Annotated in this window: 14 protein-coding genes; 5 read left to right on the top strand and 9 right to left on the bottom strand. The window is 63.6% G+C overall.

What is annotated here, in order from left to right; genetic code table 11:
- Window positions 1-12: 12 nt before the first annotated feature.
- Entirely contained in the window at window positions 13-1371 is a 1359-nt protein-coding gene (locus tag NIBR502773_RS27960; protein ID WP_141157491.1) for a glutamine synthetase family protein, read from the bottom strand.
- Window positions 1372-1509: 138 nt separating this feature from the next.
- Here NIBR502773_RS27960 and NIBR502773_RS27955 point away from each other — a divergent pair, with 138 nt between their 5' ends.
- Window positions 1510-2397 carry a helix-turn-helix domain-containing protein gene (locus NIBR502773_RS27955; RefSeq protein WP_141157490.1) on the top strand — a complete coding sequence of 296 codons (888 nt, stop codon included), beginning with the start codon at window positions 1510-1512 and terminating at the stop codon, window positions 2395-2397.
- Window positions 2398-2512: 115 nt separating this feature from the next.
- Here NIBR502773_RS27955 and NIBR502773_RS27950 read toward each other — a convergent pair whose 3' ends face one another.
- From NIBR502773_RS27950 to NIBR502773_RS27940, 3 genes are read right to left on the bottom strand one after another with little or no spacing between them, the layout of a single operon-like run.
- Complete coding sequence (locus NIBR502773_RS27950; protein ID WP_141157489.1) at window positions 2513-3616, bottom strand: acetoin dehydrogenase dihydrolipoyllysine-residue acetyltransferase subunit; 1104 nt, start codon at window positions 3614-3616, stop codon at window positions 2513-2515.
- Entirely contained in the window at window positions 3613-4632 is a 1020-nt protein-coding gene (locus NIBR502773_RS27945; protein WP_027606544.1) for an alpha-ketoacid dehydrogenase subunit beta, read from the bottom strand. The genes NIBR502773_RS27950 and NIBR502773_RS27945 overlap by 4 nt, the downstream gene beginning before the upstream one ends.
- A gap of 26 nt (window positions 4633-4658) precedes the next feature.
- The gene (locus NIBR502773_RS27940) at window positions 4659-5636 is read right to left on the bottom strand and encodes a thiamine pyrophosphate-dependent dehydrogenase E1 component subunit alpha (RefSeq protein WP_027606545.1); all 978 of its coding nucleotides are present in this window, start codon (window positions 5634-5636) and stop codon (window positions 4659-4661) included.
- Between the two features lie 309 nt (window positions 5637-5945).
- On the opposite strand from NIBR502773_RS27940, the gene NIBR502773_RS27935 reads away from it, so the two are divergent.
- Entirely contained in the window at window positions 5946-7805 is a 1860-nt protein-coding gene (locus tag NIBR502773_RS27935) for a sigma-54-dependent Fis family transcriptional regulator (protein ID WP_141157488.1), read from the top strand.
- A gap of 68 nt (window positions 7806-7873) precedes the next feature.
- Here NIBR502773_RS27935 and NIBR502773_RS27930 read toward each other — a convergent pair whose 3' ends face one another.
- Entirely contained in the window at window positions 7874-8653 is a 780-nt protein-coding gene (locus tag NIBR502773_RS27930; RefSeq protein WP_065941160.1) for an acetoin reductase, read from the bottom strand.
- A gap of 170 nt (window positions 8654-8823) precedes the next feature.
- Here NIBR502773_RS27930 and NIBR502773_RS27925 point away from each other — a divergent pair, with 170 nt between their 5' ends.
- Window positions 8824-10971 (top strand): TonB-dependent siderophore receptor, encoded by a 2148-nt coding sequence (locus tag NIBR502773_RS27925; protein WP_141157487.1) that lies wholly within the window; start codon window positions 8824-8826, stop codon window positions 10969-10971.
- A 180-nt stretch (window positions 10972-11151) separates the two neighbouring features.
- On the opposite strand, the gene NIBR502773_RS27920 is transcribed toward NIBR502773_RS27925, so the two are convergent.
- Together NIBR502773_RS27920 and NIBR502773_RS27915 are read right to left on the bottom strand one after the other, a co-directional pair.
- Window positions 11152-11589, bottom strand: coding sequence for a carboxymuconolactone decarboxylase family protein (locus tag NIBR502773_RS27920; protein ID WP_065941158.1), 438 nt, complete (start codon window positions 11587-11589; stop codon window positions 11152-11154).
- Between the two features lie 100 nt (window positions 11590-11689).
- A complete protein-coding gene (locus NIBR502773_RS27915) occupies window positions 11690-12160 on the bottom strand; it encodes an Lrp/AsnC family transcriptional regulator (RefSeq protein WP_065947715.1) in 471 nt (156 codons plus the stop codon).
- A 123-nt stretch (window positions 12161-12283) separates the two neighbouring features.
- Between NIBR502773_RS27915 and NIBR502773_RS27910 the strand changes: the two genes are divergently transcribed.
- On the top strand, window positions 12284-13528 hold the full coding sequence (locus NIBR502773_RS27910; protein WP_141157486.1) for a methionine gamma-lyase: 1245 nt from the start codon (window positions 12284-12286) through the stop codon (window positions 13526-13528).
- A 155-nt stretch (window positions 13529-13683) separates the two neighbouring features.
- Complete coding sequence (locus tag NIBR502773_RS27905; protein ID WP_174557009.1) at window positions 13684-14352, top strand: helix-turn-helix transcriptional regulator; 669 nt, start codon at window positions 13684-13686, stop codon at window positions 14350-14352.
- A gap of 48 nt (window positions 14353-14400) precedes the next feature.
- On the opposite strand, the gene NIBR502773_RS27900 is transcribed toward NIBR502773_RS27905, so the two are convergent.
- Both NIBR502773_RS27900 and macA read right to left on the bottom strand, forming a co-directional pair.
- Entirely contained in the window at window positions 14401-16359 is a 1959-nt protein-coding gene (locus tag NIBR502773_RS27900) for a MacB family efflux pump subunit (protein ID WP_065941155.1), read from the bottom strand.
- A gap of 3 nt (window positions 16360-16362) precedes the next feature.
- On the bottom strand, window positions 16363-17514 hold the full coding sequence (gene macA / locus NIBR502773_RS27895; RefSeq protein WP_141157485.1) for a macrolide transporter subunit MacA: 1152 nt from the start codon (window positions 17512-17514) through the stop codon (window positions 16363-16365).
- Between the last annotated feature and the right edge of the window lie 22 nt (window positions 17515-17536).

Below are 17536 nucleotides of genomic sequence, written 5' to 3'. Positions count from 1 at the left end.
CTTTTGTGTTTTTTAGACGCTCAACAGCAGGAACTCACGCTCCCAGGAACTGATCACCCGCTTGAAATTCTCGTGCTCGGCGCGCTTGACCGCGACGTAGCCGCGCACGAACTTGTCGCCCAGGTACTGCTTGACCGTGTCGCAGTCCTCCATCCGCGCCAGGGCGTCTTCGAGGGTGAACGGCAGGCGCAGGTTACGGCGCTCATAGGCGCGGCCTTCTACCGGGGCGCTGGGTTCGATCTGCTCGATCATCCCCAGGTAGCCACACAGCAGGCTGGCGGCAATGGCCAGGTAGGGATTGGCATCGGCGCCCGGCAGGCGGTTTTCCACGCGCATCGCATCCGGGCTCGAGGTGGGCACGCGCAGGCCGACGGTACGGTTTTCTTCGCCCCACTCCACATTGACCGGCGCCGAGGTGTCCGGCAGGAAGCGGCGGAACGAATTCACGTTGGGCGCGAACATCGGCAACAGCTTGGGGATGTACTTCTGCAGGCCGCCGATATGGTGCAAGAACAGCGGGCTCATGTTGCCGTCGGCGTCGACGAACACCGGCTTGCCTGTGGCGATATCCACCACGCTCTGGTGCAGGTGCATGGCGCTGCCCGGCTCGTCGGCCACCGGCTTGGCCATGAAGGTGGCGGCCACATTGTGCTTGAGCGCGGCTTCGCGCAGGGTGCGCTTGAACACGGTGATCTGGTCGGCCAGGTCGAGGGCATCGCCGTGGCGGAAGTTGATTTCCATCTGCGCCGGGCCGTCTTCATGGATCAGCGTATCGAGGTCCAGGCCCTGGGCTTCGCACCAGTCGTAGACGTCTTCGAACAGCGGGTCGAACTCGTTGGCCGCATCGATGGAGAACGACTGGCGCCCGGTTTCCGCACGGCCGGAACGGCCGATAGGGGTTTTCAGCGGCAGGTCCGGGTCTTCGCAGCGCTGGGTCAGGTAGAACTCCATTTCCGGCGCGACAATCGGCTGCCAGCCCCGGTCGGTGTAAAGCTGCAGGACTTTTTTCAGCACGTTGCGCGGCGACAGTTCGATGGGGTTGCCGTGCTTGTCGAAGGTGTCGTGGATCACAATCGCGGTGGGCTCGATGGCCCACGGCACCACGTAGGTCGCGTTGGATACCGGGCGGCAAATCATGTCGATGTCGGCCGGGTCCAGCAGGTCGTAGTAGATCTCGTCGTCGACAAAGTCCCCGGTTACCGTTTGCAGCAACACACTTTCCGGCAGGCGCATGCCTCGCTCATGCAGGAACTTGTTGGTGGGCGCAATCTTGCCGCGTGCGATGCCAGTCAAATCACTGATCACGCATTCGACTTCGGTAATCTTGTGTTCTTTCAGCCAGGTGTACAGCTGATCGAAGGGGGCGTTCATAAGGACCTCGTCATGGGGTGGGTGCTGCGCCGCCTTGTACTCGCGGCGCATTGAGGTCTATCTTGGGCCAGCCTTCACAGGCCATCTATCCACTTTGCACGCCCCACAGCGCACCAATAGAGTGCGCACGGATCCCCCATGACCCAGGCAACCGCTTTGCGCGTACAGGCCTTCACCACCGCTGATGTGGCCACCCAATGCCGTGCGACACCCGGCTGGGTGCAGCAATACCAGCAGATGTCCCCGGGGCATTTCGCCGGGCGCGTCCGCTACCTCGACCTGCAAGGTGTCGAAGTCTACGAAGAGAGCATGAACACCCGTGTGGAGCAGCACTTCAACGCACCGCCGGGCGCGCTGGCGTTCTGTTTCGATGGCAGCGACAACGCGCTGTATCTGCTCAATGGCGAAAGCCGCAACACCTGGATCACCCCGGAAAACTACCGCGAAGTGGCGGTGGTGTTCGGCCCGCAGTTCGTGCAGCACCATGGCCTGGACTTGGCCACACTGGAAGGCCTGTTCATGGCGCCGCTGGCCTGCCAGCAGAACGCGCTGTTCAGCCGTTGGCTCAGTGGCACCCTGACGCGCTTGTCCACGGACATCGACCCGGTGTCCCTCACCCGACAGTTGCTCGACGACTGCCTGTTCATCCTCGACAACGCCTGCGTGTGCCTGGATCGCAGCTCATTGCAAAAGCGCAGTGAAGAGCGCCGGTTGATGGCGCGCATAGGCGAGTGGGCGGCGGATGCACCGGACGAAACCGTCAACCTGTTGGAACTGGCGCGGATTGCCGGCGTACCGCTGCGCCAGTTGCAGCAAGGGTTCAAGACCTACACCGGGATGAGCCCGGCGCAGTGGTTGCGCCTGCGCCGGTTGAACGGGGCACGACGGGAATTGTTGAGCGGTGCCGGAACGACCGTGGCCGAGGTGGCGATGAACTGGGCGTTCTGGCATTTGGGGCGGTTCTCTAACAGCTATCGAGCGTTGTTCAAGGAACTGCCCAGCGAAACCCTGAAGCGCTCAATCTGAAATGCATCTGAAAATGTGGGAGGGGGCTTGCCCCCGATGGCGATGGCTCAGTCAACATCTCTGTATCTGAACTACCGCAATCGGGGGCAAGCCCCCTCCCACATTGAATTGCATTTCAAGGTTGGGATTTCAGGAAGGTTGAGATTAGTTGGTTAACCCGTTCCGCCGCCTCCAACTGCACCATATGCCCCTGCCCCGGCAGAATCTCCACCTGGGCCTCCAGCCCCTGGGCATGGCCGGCCGGGATGATTGCATCGTCACTGCCCCAGATCACCAGGCTCGGTTGCCGCCCCACCACGTTGCGCAAATCCAGGCGCTGGCGCCCACCCTCGAACAGTTGGGCATTGAGTTGCCTCAACGCCTGATCCACCCCTTCCAACCGCTTGAACTTGAGCATGTCCTCCAGCATCTGCCGCGTCACCAGCGCCGGGTCGCTGAACAGTTGCACCAGTTGCGGCTTGAGCGCGTTGCGGTTATTGGCTTCGGTGAAACCTTGCAGGTAATCGCCGTTGATGTCCGCCCCCAGCCCGGCGCTGGCGATCAGGGTCAGCGAGGCAACGCGCGCCGGCGCCTGGCCGGCAAGCATCAGGCTGACCAAGCCGCCCATGGAGTGCCCGGCCAGGTGCACGCGTTCGAGCTTGAGGTGATCGAGCAAGGCCAGCACGGCCTGGCTCAGCTCCTCGGCGTCACCCGCTTGCAGATGCTTGCCCGACTCGCCATGCCCCGGCAAATCCACGGCGATCACCCGGCGCTCGGCGGCCAGGGCCGGTTGGTTGAACAGCCAGTTGTTCAAGTCGCCGCCAAAGCCATGCACCAGCACCAGCGGCGTGCCGCCCTCGCCCAGGTCGAGATAGCGCAGCAAGCGCCCGCCCACCTCGACCTTCTGCGCACTCGGCCCGGTGGCTTCGGCTTCGGCGCTGCTTGAGACGAACCCGGCGTTGAAGCTTTCGATCACCGCATCGATCTCCGCCTCGCTGGCCTCACCGTCCACCACCACCCCCAGCAGCGCGCCCACCGGCAAGGTCTCGTCGCTCAGCGCCAGTACGCGGCGCAACACACCGCTGAACGGCGCCTCGACGCTGCTGGAGATCTTGTCGGTCTCGACGTCCAGCACTTCTTCGCCCTTCTCCACCCGGTCGCCGGGCTGCTTGAGCCAGACGTCGATGCGGCCTTCGGTCATCGACAGCCCCCACTTGGGCATGGTCAAGGTATGGATCATGCGGCATTCCTCTTGTCGGCGATCTTCAGCACCGCGGCCTCGATCTTCGCGGCGTTGGGGATATACAGGTCTTCCAGCGCATCGGAAAACGGCACCGGCGTGTGCGGCGCGGTGACCATCTCGATCGGCGCACGCAGGAACGAGAAGCCCTGCTGGGCCACCAACGCACTGATGTCGGTAGCGATGGAACAACGCGGGTTGGACTCGTCGATCACCACCAGGCGCCCGGTTTTCTCCACGCTCTCGAGGATGCTGTCTTCGTCCAGCGGGCTGGTGGTGCGCAGGTCCAGCACTTCGCAGTCGATACCCTGGCGTGCCAGGTTGGCGGCGGCTTCCAGGGCGATATGCACCATACGGCCGTAGGTCACCAGGGTCACGTCGCGGCCTTCGCGCACAAAGTTGGCTTCACCGAACGGCACGGTGTACAGCTCTTCCGGCACCTCACCTTGGAGGCTGTAGAGCATCTTGTGTTCGAGGAAGATCACCGGGTCGTTGTCGCGGATCGCCTGGATCAGCATGCCCTTGGCGTCATAGGGCGTGGCCGGGCATACCACCTTGAGCCCGGGAATGTGCGTCCACATCGAGGTGAGCATCTGCGAATGCTGGGCGGCGGCACGCAGGCCGGCACCGTACATGGCGCGCACCACCAGCGGCGTGGTGGTCTTGCCGCCGAACATGTAGCGAAACTTGGCGGCCTGGTTGAGCAACTGGTCGAGGCAGCAGCCGATAAAGTCGACGAACATCAACTCGCACACCGGGCGCATGCCACGGGTGGCGGCGCCGACAGCCATGCCGACGTAGCCGACTTCGGACAACGGCGCATCGAGTACCCGGTCCGGAAACTCCGGGTACAGGCCCTTGGTCACGCCGAGCACACCGCCCCAGGCGTCCTGCTCGCCGGGGGAGCCGGTGCCGCCGGAGACATCCTGGCCGATAATGAACACGCTTTGGTCGCGGCGCATTTCCTGGGCCAGGGCTTCGTTGATTGCCTGCTGATAGCTGATTTTGCGAGCCATGAAATTCTCTCCGAGTCTTGTAGTTATTAGCGGTAGGCGACGTAGACATCACTGAGCAGGTCGGCGGCCTGGGGCTTGGGATCGGACTTGGCCAGGCGCACGGCGTCGTCGATCAACTGCGCGACCTCGCCGTCGATACGTTCGAATTGGGCCGCGTCAAGCCAGCCTTCGGCATTGCAGCGCTGGCGGAACAGTGCGAGGCAGTCGTGGGATTCGCGCAGGTTCTTCACTTCGTCCGGGCCACGATAGGTTTGTGCATCGCCTTCGAAGTGGCCGTAGAAGCGACTCAGTTTGACTTCCACCAAGGTCGGCCCGTCGCCCTGGCGCGCGCGCTCCACCGCCACGCCCAACGCCGCGTGCACGGCAAAGAAGTCATTGCCATCGACAATCACCCCCGGCATGCCGAAGCCCACCGCCCGCTCGGCAATGTCCTTGCACGCCACCGACCAGCCGGAACCGGTGGCCTCGGCATAGCCGTTGTTCTCGGCCACGAACAGGCACGGCAGTTTCATGATCGACGCCAGGTTCATCGCCTCGAACACCGCGCCCTCGTTGGAGCCGCCGTCGCCGAAAAATGCGACCGCCACACCCTGGCTGCCCTTGAGCTTGGAGGCCAGCGCGGCACCTGCCGCCAACGGCGCACCGGCCCCGACAATGCCGTTGGCGCCGAGCATGCCCTTCTCCTGGTCGGCGATGTGCATGGAACCGCCCTTGCCGCCGCACACCCCGGTTTTCTTGCCGTAGATCTCGGCCATCATGCCGAACACATCCACGCCCTTGGCGATGCAATGGCCATGACCACGGTGGTTGGAGGCGATGCAATCTTCATCGTTGAGGTGGGCCATGACCCCGGCTGCGCTGGCTTCCTGGCCGGCATACAGGTGCACGAAACCGGGGATCTCGCCGGTAGCGAATTCCACATGCAGGCGTTCTTCGAAATCACGGATGGTGCGCATCACGGTGTAGGCATGCAGCAATTGATCGGTGGACAGGTGGGTGGACATCTTGTTGTTCTCCAGGTTGTCTCGACACACAAAAGGCTGGCTGCGGCCAGCTGCAAGTGGTTCAGCACAGCCTGTGCCAAGGTGCGATAAAACCTGGCAAAGCCTTGATCCAGAGCAGTGCCGTGCGGTTGTGCCGGGACGGTATGCCTGTGCAGAATGAGACGGCGCATTGCACTGTGCAGGCGGCGTCTCGGCCGAAATGAGACGCCGCGTCTCACGCGGGGCTGTTGGTCAGGTCGCCCTTGTCCCCTCGCGCCCACGGGCGCTTAATGGCGGGCATAACAACAAAGATCGAGAACCGGAGGCCTTATGCTCGCCGCGAACTCCAGGGAACACGTCGACTGCGTCAGTCGCGTGGTCCGCAATGCCGATCGCCTGCCCCAGGCGCCGGTGCCGTCGCTGATTTTCGATTCCTGGCGGCGCTCCATGGAACAACACCACCTCGACCCCGGCTCGCTGCAGGGGCCCCGCATCCTTACCGAACCCTTGCTCAAGGAATGCCGCGAACGCGCCGAGCTGTTCATGCGCATCGCCGGCGAGGAAGTCGGGCAACTGCACCACCGGGTGCGCCACGCCGACTACTGCGTGATGCTCACCGACGCCCAGGGCCAGACCATCGATCACCGCGTCGACACAACCATTCGCAGCGACTGCCGCAAAGCCGGCCTGTACCTCGGCACCTGCTGGTCGGAAGCCGAGGAAGGCACCTGCGGCGTGGCCACGGTGCTGACCAGCAAGGCCGCAGTGACCGTGCACAAGCGCGACCACTTCCGCGCCGCGTTTATCAGCCTGACCTGCTCCGCCGCGCCGATCTTCGACCCCCAGGGCAACCTGCTGGGGGTGATGGATGCCTCGGCGCTCAAATCCCCGGATGACCGGCGCAGCCAGCACCTGGTGCGGCAGATGGTGGCCCAGAGTGCCCAGGCCATCGAAAACGCCTTCTTCATGCACAGCGCCCGCGAGCATTGGGTGCTCCAGGCCCACAGCACACCGGGCTACGTGGACAGCCAGCCCGACCTGTTGCTGGCCTGGGACCAGGACGGGCGCCTGCACGCCCTGAACAGCAAGGCGCGCCAGGCACTGCGCCGGCGTTTCGGCCAGGTGCCGGCGCATATCGGCGAGGTGTTCGACCTGGACGCGTTGCGCTCGGCCACCGACCAATCGACCCAACACCTGCAATGGCTGGGCGAGCCTGGCGTGCTGCACGTGCGGGTCAACGGGCCGCGCCGCAAACCGGCACGGCCCGTTGCGCACACCCAGGTCGACCCACGGGTGGAAGAACACCTGCGCCTGGCCGTGCGCGTCAAGGACCGCAACCTGCCGGTGCTGGTGCAGGGGGAAACCGGCGCCGGCAAGGAAGTTTTCGCCCGTCAGCTGCACGAACGCAGCGTCCGGCGAACAGGGCCCTTTGTGGCGGTGAACTGCGCGGCGATCCCCGAGAACCTGATTGAAAGCGAGCTGTTCGGCTACGTGGCCGGGGCCTTTACCGGGGCCTCCAGCAAAGGCATGCCGGGGCTGTTGGTGCAGGCCGATGGCGGCACCCTGTTCCTCGATGAAATCGGCGATATGCCGCTGGCGTTGCAGACGCGCCTGCTGAGGGTGATGGCCGAGGGTGAAGTCGCGCCCCTGGGCGGGGCCAAGACCCGCACGGTAGACATTCAGGTGATCTGCGCCAGCCACCGCGACCTGGCCGTGCTGGTCAGCGACGGGCGCTTTCGCGAAGACCTGTACTTCCGCCTCGGCTGTGCACGCTTCTGTCTGCCGCCGCTGCGCGAGCGCAGTGACAAACTGGCATTGATCAACCGGCTGGTGGAGCAGCAAGCGCGCGGCAGCGGCATCTCGGTAGGCATCGGCCAGGCCGCGCTGGAACGCCTGCTGGGCTATGCCTGGCCGGGCAATGTGCGCCAGCTGCACCATGTGCTGGCGTATGCCTGTGCAGTGTGTGAAGGCGGCACGATTCAGCTGGCGGACTTGCCGGTGGAAGTGCGTGGGGAGCAGGTCGAGACGCTGGCCGAACACAGCGTCAGCCCGGAACGCCAAGTGGTACTGGATGCCTTGATCCGGCATCGCTGGAAGCCGTTGCCGACGGCGCAGGCGCTGGGGATTTCCCGGGCCACCCTGTACCGCCGAGTCAACCGGTTGGGCATCGACATGCCCGGCAAGCACTGACACAACAGGGTCACCCATGTGGGAGGGGCTTGCCCCCTCCCACATTTAACACCGTCGGCCTTGGGAGATCAGCGATAAACCAGCCCACCGTCGATCAAGGGCGCCTGTCCGGTCATGTAATCCGCATCCGGCCCGGCCAGGTAGGCCACCAACCCCGCCACATCCTCCGGCGTTTCCGCACGGCCCAGGGCAATCCCATCCACATACTGCTTGTAGGTCGCACCCACTTCGGCGCCGGTAATCTCGGCCATGCGCTTGTCGATCTCCACCCACATGTCGGTGCCCACTACGCCCGGGCAATAAGCGTTGACCGTGATCCCGGCGCTCGCCAGTTCCTTGGCCGCCGCCTGGGTCAAGGCGCGCACGGCGAACTTGGTGGCCGAGTACACGCCCAGCAGCGCGAAGCCTTCGTGGCCGGCGATGGAACAGGCATTGATGATCTTGCCCTTCTGCTTGAGCGCCTTGAATTTCCTGCCTGCAGCCTGGATACCCCACAACACGCCCTGCACGTTGATGCCCAGGGTGCGTTCGACCTGTTCCGGGCTGACATCCAGCAGCGCGTCGATCTGCGCGACCCCGGCGTTGTTGACGATAATGTCGAAGCCGCCGAGGGTCTGGTGTGCGTGTTCGACCGCCGCCACCACCTGGTCGCGCTTGGACACGTCGGCGATAAACACCGAGGCCTTGCGCCCCAGGGCCACGACTTCGGCGGCCACGGCTTCGAGCTTGGCGCCATTGATGTCGACCAGGGCGATGTCGGCACCGTCCTGTGCCAGGCGCAGGGCGATGGCCCGACCAATGCCCTGCCCGGCGCCGGTCACCAGTGCAACTTTTCCAGCGATACCCATGATGATCTCCTGCAAGGGTTAGAGATGTCCTGTCTATCGCAGGTGGGCACGCAGGCTGTCGAGAGGCACGTCATTCAGTGGGCGGGCTGAGACGGGACGTCTCACTTGTAAAACCGAGCAGTTATGCCTAGCTTATGCGCCCCCCGCCCTGCGCTTTAAGGCCCTCCCCCATGGTTTTGCGTTTTCGTCCTGTCGTCAGTACACGTTTCGCCCTCGGCCTGCTGCTCAGCGGCGGGATCGGCAACAGTTGGGCGGCACAACTCGAGCTGCCGGCGGTGCAGGTCCAGGGCGAGGACGCGTCCGGCTATCGCGCAGACACCGCCTCGGTCGGCGGCTTCAATGAGGCGCCGCTGCTGGACACTCCGGCCTCGATCACGGTGATCAATGCCGCGCTGATCAAGGACCAGCAAGCGCGCCTGCTCAGTGAAGTGCTGCGCAACGACGCTTCGGTGGGCGATAGCTACGCCCCCATCGGTTACTACGAAAATTTCGTGGTGCGTGGCTTCTCGCTGAATGCGGCGAGCAGCTACAAGATCAACGGACGCACCATCACCGGCGAGCAGAACGTCGCCCTGGAAAACAAACAGCAGGTGGAAGTGCTCAAGGGCCTGGCCGGTTTGCAGAGCGGAATGTCCGAACCCAGCGGCGTGATCAACTACGTGACCAAGCGTCCGGAAGACGTGCGCTCGGTGACGGTGTCCACCGATGACCGCGGCAGTGGCTATATCGCCACCGACGTGGGTGGCTGGTTTGGCAGCGAGCAGCAATTCGGCCTGCGCGCCAACGTCGCCCATGAAGACCTCAATGCCTATGTGGAGCACGCCAACGGCCAGCGCGACTTTGTGTCCCTGGCCTTCGACTGGAACATCAGCCCCGACGCGGTGCTGCAACTGGACGCGGAATACCAGAACAAGCAACAGCGCTCGGTACCGGGCTACCAGTTGCTGGGCGGCACCGAGGTGCCCCACGACGCCTCGCCGAAAAAACTGCTGGGCCACCAGAGCGGTTCCAGGCAGGTCGGCATCGATTCGCTGAACCTCAACGGCACGTTCGAATACCGCTTCAGCGACCAGTGGAAAGGCAGCGTCAGCGCCGCGCGCAGCAAGGTGGTGATCGATGACTACAGTTCGTTTGCCTGGGGCGGCGACACCAACGGTATCGGCAACCACTTCACGCCCGAAGGCAACTACGACGTCTACGACTACCGCAGCCCCGACGATACCCGCCGTGACGATGAAGTCCAGGCGGCGATGACCGGCCTGTTCGACACCGCAGGCATCGGCCATGAACTGACCTTCGGCACAAGCGCGTTTCGCCGGGTGATCGACAAGCGCAAGTCCGTCAACGAGTACATCGGCACGGCCAATATCGACGCTGACGCGCCGACGTTCACGCCCACCGACAAGCCGTTGAACGACAGCCATCGCACCCTCGACAGCCGCCAGTATGGCCTGTTCGTCACCGACCGCATCCGCCTCAACGAGCAATGGCAAACCCTCCTCGGTGGCCGCGAAGTGCGCCTGGATGAAAAAGCGTTCGACGGCGTCACTGGCAACCAGGCCCGCCATACCCAGCAATACGTGTTCCTGCCCCAGGCATCGTTGATCTACAAACCGGTGGAAAACATCTCGCTGTACACCAGCTACAGCAAAGGCCTGTCCCTGGGCGGCACCGCGCCGTGGTTTGCCAACAACGCCGATGAAACCCTGGCCCCGACCACCTCGCGGCAAATCGAGGCCGGGGTGAAATACGACTGGCGCCGCATCAGCTTCGCCGCCGCTGTGTTCCAGACACGCCAGGCCTATCAGTACGCCAAGCCGGATGGCGCCGGCCAGTTCACCTACGTGCAACAGGGCGAACAGAAAAACACCGGCGTGGAACTGTCGGCCAACGGCTGGGCCACCGAGCGCCTGCAGATTTCCACCAGCGTGGCGGCGATTCGTGCACGGGTCAGCGGCAGCGGCACACCGGCATACGAAGACCACCAGGCGATCAACGTGCCCAAGCTGCGCGCCAGTGTGTACGCCGATTATGCGTTGCCGTGGGTCAATGGCCTGGCGGTGCTCGGCGGCGTGCAATACAGCGCCAATAAGTACGCCAATCGCAGCGGCAATGTGGAGGTGGGGGATTACGCGGTGGTCAACGTCGGCAGCCGCTACACCACCAAGATCGACGGCTACGAGACGGTGTTGCGCCTGAGCGTCGACAACCTGTTCGACAAGCGCTACTGGCGCGACGCGGGCGAGTACATGGGCGATGACTATCTGTTCCAGGGCGCGCCGCTGACGGCGCGCCTGAGTGCTTCGGTGAACTTCTGACACTTACTGCTGTGGCGAGCGGGCTTGGCGAATCGTCGCACCGCCCGCGCTGGGGGGCGAAGCGCCCCTGATGAAGACGAATGGGGTATATCAGGCACTCCTCTGCGCCTTGTTTTGGGGCTGCTGCGCAGCCCAGCGCGGGACAAGCCCGCTCACCACAAAAGAGCCGTCTTCAACCGCCTATTCAGGCATCTTGCGGAAACCTACCGCGAGGCGGTTCCAGCTGTTGATCGTGGCGATGGCCACGCTCAGGTCGACTTGCTCCCGGGGGCTGAACTCGGCGGCGAGCGCGGTGAAGTCTGCGTCCGGGGCGTGGGTCTGGCTCAGCAGCGTCAGGCTCTCGGCCCAGGCCAATGCCGCGCGTTCACGCGGGGTGAAGAACGGCGTTTCGCGCCAGGCCGACAAGGTGTAGAGGCGACGCTCGGTCTCGCCACCCTTGCGGGCATCGGCGGTGTGCATGTCCAGGCAAAAGGCACAGCCGTTGATCTGAGAGACCCGCAGGCGGATCAGCTCCAGCAATGGCAGTTCGATGGAGAGTTTGCCGACGGCGGCTTCCAGGGCAAGCATGGCTTTCATGGCGTCTGGGGAAGCGGTGTAGAAATCGGTACGGGCTTGCATGCGGAACTCCGGAACGGTGGGAAGTGGTGGCTAGGTTAGCCACCGGGCCGTACGGGAGAAATAGCCAATTGCGGGGAAGAACAGGTGACCAATGGTGCGATCAACCTGGTAATGGAATCACCCGCAACGGTCGCACCGATTTATAGGAAAAACTCGAATAGATTTCCTTGACGCACGGCAGCGTCTGCAACACCTCCCGCGCAAACTCGCCGAACGACTCCAGGTCCCTGGCCACCACCTCGAGCAAAAAGTCATAGCGTCCCGACACGTTATGACAGGCCACGATTTCCGGAATATCCAACAGGCGCTGCTCGAACGCCCGGGCGATTTCCTGGGTGTGGCTCTCCATCATGATGCTGACAAACGCCGTCACCCCATACCCCAGCGCCTTGGGCGAGAGGATCGCCTGGTAGCCGCTGATCACCCCGCTCTCCTCCAGGTTCCTGACCCGTCGCCAGCACGGTGACGTGGTCAGGGACACGCGCTCGGCCAGTTCGGCCACGGTTAAACGGGCGTTGCCTTGCAGGGCGTTTAATAACGCTTTGTCGGTGCGATCCAGCGTGATGGGCATGATGTGCCTCTGTTTATTGTTTTTAGCGAGTTTTCATCCCAGGACACGGGTTTTGTCGGCAAAGTTTGGAAAATCCAGCCGTGGTTATAAGCATAGCATTGTAGGAAATAAGGAGCGCCCGACATGAACACTAAACACAATGCATTCGGCTTTTCCACCCGTGCCATCCACCACGGCTACGACCCCAAGGACCACCACGGCGCACTCGTGCCGCCGATCTACCTGTCGGCCACGTTTGCCTTCCCCACCGCCGAATACGGCGCCGCCTGTTTCGCCGGAGAGGCCGGTGGCCATTTCTACACGCGCATTTCCAACCCGACCCTGGCGCTGCTGGAGTCCCGCATGGCCACCCTGGAAAACGGCGAGGCGGCGGTGGCGTTCAGTTCCGGCATGGGCGCGATTGCCGCGACGTTCTGGACCCTGCTGCGCCCGGGCGATGAGGTGATCGTCAGCCAGACACTCTACGGCTGCACCTTCGCCCTGCTGCATCACGGTATCGGCGAATTCGGCATCAAGGTGCGTCATGTGGACCTCACCGACCTTGCGGCCCTGCAAGCGGCGCTGAGCCCCGCCACGCGCATGGTCTACTGCGAAACCCCGGCCAATCCCACCCTGCAACTGGTGGACATCGCCGCCGTGGCCGCCCTCGCCCATCAACAGCCGAACGTGACCGTGGTGGTGGATAACACCTACTGCACGCCGTATCTGCAACGGCCGCTGGAACTGGGCGCCGATGTGGTGGTGCACTCGGCCACCAAGTACCTCAGCGGCCATGGCGACATCACCGCCGGCATCGCCGTGAGCAACCAGGCCCTGGCCCAGCGCATTCGCCTGCAAGGCCTCAAGGACTTGACCGGCGCGGTGATGTCGCCCCAGGACGCGTCGCTGTTAATGCGCGGCCTCAAAACGCTGGCCCTGCGCATGGACCGCCATTGCAGCAACGCCCAGGCCGTGGCCGAAGCCTTGCAGGCGCATCCCGCCGTGGAGTGGGTGACGTATCCGGGGCTGCGCGGCTTCGCGCAACACGCATTGGCGGCGCGGCAGATGAGCCAGGCCGGCGGCATGATCGCCTTCGAACTCAAGGGCGGGATCGACAGCGGACGACGCTTCATGAACGCCCTCACATTGTTCACCCGCGCGGTGAGCCTGGGCGACGCCGAGTCACTGGCCCAGCACCCGGCGAGCATGACCCATAGCACCTACACCCCTGAAGAACGCGCGCATCACGGTATCAGCGAAGGCCTGGTGCGTTTATCGGTGGGGCTTGAGGATGTCGCCGACCTGTTGGCGGACGTGCAGCAGGCGCTGGCCAAGTGCACCCGCGCCGTACCGCGCGAAACGCCGATGGCGGTACAGTCGGCGCGATAAGCCCCAGGCCCTCGGTTGTGCTTTCCCACGACGGTGGCCGGACGGATCCGACCACCGTTGGCCGGGCTTAATGCGGTTTTTTGCCGATTGGATCCCCCTGCCGCCGCCAGGCTGTACTAGCATACGTCCTGCATTCGACACTCATGGACGAACTGATGAATTCACACCTGTTCCCACATATAGGCAAGGTCATCGCCAGCACCGGCAGTCGCGATTTCCCACGCATGCTGCATGACCTGATCCTCACCCAACTGGCAGTGGACGCCACCCATATCACCCAATTGCGCGTGAGCCCCGAAGGTCACACCCGCCGCAAGATCAGCCCGGTCTACACCGATTCGGTGGCGGCCCTGGGCGATGCGCAACCGGCCGCACAATTGCACCTCACACGCCACAAGGATGATGTGCGCTACGTGCTGTCGGTGTACCGCTCCCACCAGTCAGAAAGCTTTTCGCCCCAGGAACGCAGCATGTTGCAGGACTTCTCCACGCTGCTGTTGCCTTTGGTGGAAAAACACATCACCGCGATTCAGCCATGCCGCGGTGACAGCGACCCGCACCTATCGCAGAACCAGGGCATCGACACCCTGCGTCGACGCATTCAGGAACGCCTGGTGCAATCGGGGCTGAGCCTTTCCAACCGCGAGCTGGAGGTGTGCGTGGGCCTGCTGGCCGGGCGCACGGCGCCGGAGTTGGCGGAGCAACTGGCACTGAAGGTCAACACCATTGAAAGCTACCTAAAGCGGGCGGCGATCAAGCTGGGGATCAGCGGACGGCATTCGTTGTTGCGGTGGATGTACTCCACCGACGATACCGCGCTCTAAGCCCTCTCCCCGCAGCTGCCTCGCCGAGGTTCGGCAGCTGCCGGGAGGTCAATCCCGTGCCAACGCTTCAATCGGGTCCAGCCGTGCCGCGTTCCTCGCCGGCACGAAGCCGAACACAATGCCGATCAGTGTCGAGCAGCCAAACGCCATGATGATCGACCCCAGGGAAAACACCATCTCCCACTCTTTCACAAACAGCGAAAACAGATAGCCGATGGCGAAGGACAGCGCGATGCCAATCATCCCGCCGATCAAGCACACCATCACCGCTTCCACCAAAAACTGCTGGCGAATATCCGACTGTCGCGCGCCCACCGCCATGCGAATACCGATCTCGCGGGTGCGCTCAGTGACCGACACCAGCATGATATTCATCACGCCAATGCCCCCCACCAGCAAGGAGATCACCGCGATCAACGACAACAGCAGCGCCAGGGAACGGCTGGTTTTCTGCACCGTCTGCATGATGCTGTCGAGGTTATTGGTGAAGAAATCCTTGGTGCCGTGGCGTTGCAGCATGAGCGCATTGACGTTGTCTTCCACCACCTTGCTCGGCTGGCCGTCCTTGATGCGCACGGTGATGCTGTCCAGATGGCGCTGGCCTAAGAGACGCCCTGCCGCTGTCTCATACGGCACCCACACGTTGAGTGCCTTGCTCGCGGCGAACATGTTCTTATTGTCCGCCGTCACGCCGATCACCGTGCACGGCAGGTTGCCCACCAGGATCACCTGGCCCAGCGGATCCACATTCGGCCCGAACAGGCGTTGCCGGGTATTGTGGTCGATCACCACCACCTGGGCCTGGCGCCGTGCATCGCTTTCGCTGAAGGCGATGCCGGCTTCGAGTTTCAGCCCCTTCACCTTGAAGTAGCGGTCGCTCACGCCATTGACCTGGGCGTCCAGGTCGATATTGCCGAAACGCAGCAAGAGGTTGCGGCCCACCACCGGGGTGGCGCTGTCGACGTAGTAGAGCCGGTTCAGGGCCTCCACATCCGAGGGCATCAGCGTCTCGATGGCCGAGGCGCGGCTGTCGCCGAAACTGGTGCCGGAGAAAATATCGATGGTGTTGCTGCCTATCGCCTGGATGTCCTTGAGCACATAGCGTTTTGCGCCTTCGCCGATGGCCGAGATCGACACCACCGAGGTGATGCCGATGACGATACCCAGCATGGTCAGCAAGGTGCGCATGCGATGGGAGACCAGCGCGACCCAGGCCATGTTGAACGCCTCCTTGAACAGCCCAAGGCTTGCCACCAATCGGCGTGCGCCGCCGCGCCTGGCCTCGAGCGGCGCCTCGGCAGGCAGGTCCAGGCCACTGCTGGCATTGGCCTTGTCACTGATGATCTCGCCGTCGCTGACCTCGACGATGCGTTGGGCATTGGCCGCCACTTTCGGGTCATGGGTGACAATAATCACCGTGTGCCCGGCCGCGTGCAGTTCGGCCAGGATGCGCATCACCTCCTTGCCGCTGTGGGTGTCGAGGGCGCCGGTGGGTTCGTCGGCGAGGATCACTTCACCGCCGTTCATCAAGGCCCGGGCAATACTCACCCGTTGCTGCTGGCCGCCCGACAGCTGGCTGGGCCGATGGCTGGTGTGGCTGGCCAGGCCCAGTCGTTCCAGCAGCTCACGTGCGCGGCTGTGGCGCTGGGTCTGCGGGGTGCCCGCGTAGATCGCCGGCATTTCCACGTTATGCAACGCGCTGAGGTGCGCCAGCAAGTGGTAGCGCTGGAAGATAAACCCGAAGTAATCGCGGCGCAGCTCCGCCAGTTGGTCATTGCCCAGCGAGCGGGTTTCGATGCCGTTGATCCTGTAGCTGCCGGCGGTGGCGTAGTCCAGGCCGCCGAGGATATTCATCAGGGTCGATTTGCCGGAACCCGAGGCGCCAATAATCGCCAGCATTTCCCCGGCATGGATGGTCAGGTCGATGCCCTTGAGCGCAATGAATTCACGCTCGCCGGCCATGAAACTGCGGGTGATGCCCTTGAGTTCCAACAGTGGCTGGGTCATCCGTCAGTTCCCCGCCACGGTGGGCGACGCGTCACCGATCACCACCTTCTCACCCTCGGCCAGGCCCTCCAGGACCTGCACCTTGACGTTGTTATTGATACCGGTCTTCACCTCCCGCGCCACCGCCTTGCCCTTGGCGTCCAGCACCCGCAGCGAGTAGCGGCCATCGTTGTTGCGCGGGCCGAGCGCGGCCACCGGCACCATCAACGCCGCCTGGGCGGTGTCGAGCACGATGCGCACCTGGGCAGTCATGGCGATGCGCAGGCGATGGTCGGGGTTGGGCACGTCGAACAGTGCGTTATAGAACACCGCCGTGTTCTGCTTGGGGGTGCCGGCAGTCTGGGTTTCGAGGAAGTTCTGCGGCGCCGGTTCCGTACCGCGCAGCTTGGCGTAGTAGCGCTTGTCGGCTTCGCCGAGGATGGTGAAGTACACCTGCTGGCCGGGGCTGATATGAATCACATCGGCCTCCGACACCTGGGCCTTGACCGTCATGGTATCCAGGTCCGCCAGCTTCAACAGCACCGGTGCCAGCTGGCTGGCGATCACGGTCTGGCCTTCCTGGGTGACGATGCCCACCACGTCGCCATCGATGGGCGCAACGATGCGGGTGTAAGCCAGGTTGACCTTGGCGGTGTCGATCTGGATATGCGCACTCTTGATCTGCGCATCCAGGGACAGCAGGTTGGCCTGCTGCACCTGGAACGTCGACTCGGCGTCTTCGAAGTCCTGGCGCGACACCGACTCGTCATCCTGCAAGCCCTTGTAGCGTTCATACACCGACCTGGCCTGCTTGAGCTGCGCCGCCGTGGCCCGGCGCTGGGCCTGGAGGTTTTCCTCATCCACCTGGGCCTTGCGCAGGGTATTTTGCAGGACCAACGGGTCGATTTCGGCGAGCCACTGGCCCTGCTTCACCTTATCGCCGACCTTGACCTTGAGCGACTTCAACTGCCCGGAAACCTGGGCACCGACATCCACTTGCTTGATGCCTTCGAGCACGCCGGTGGCCAGCACGGCGTTTTCGATATCGCCGCGTTCGACGCTGGCCGTAAGGTATTGCGGGGCGTCGGCGGGCGCCTGGACCGTGTAGACGATGAGGCCGATGGCGACAGCCAGGACTGCAAGCAGGCCGGTTTTGCGGAGCTTAGAAGTTTGCATAAATGACCATGAAAAGTGGTTG

The organism is Pseudomonas sp. NIBRBAC000502773 (assembly GCF_006517195.1).
GTDB lineage: Bacteria > Pseudomonadota > Gammaproteobacteria > Pseudomonadales > Pseudomonadaceae > Aquipseudomonas > Aquipseudomonas marginalis.
This window is presented reverse-complemented; position numbering and strand designations above follow the sequence as displayed.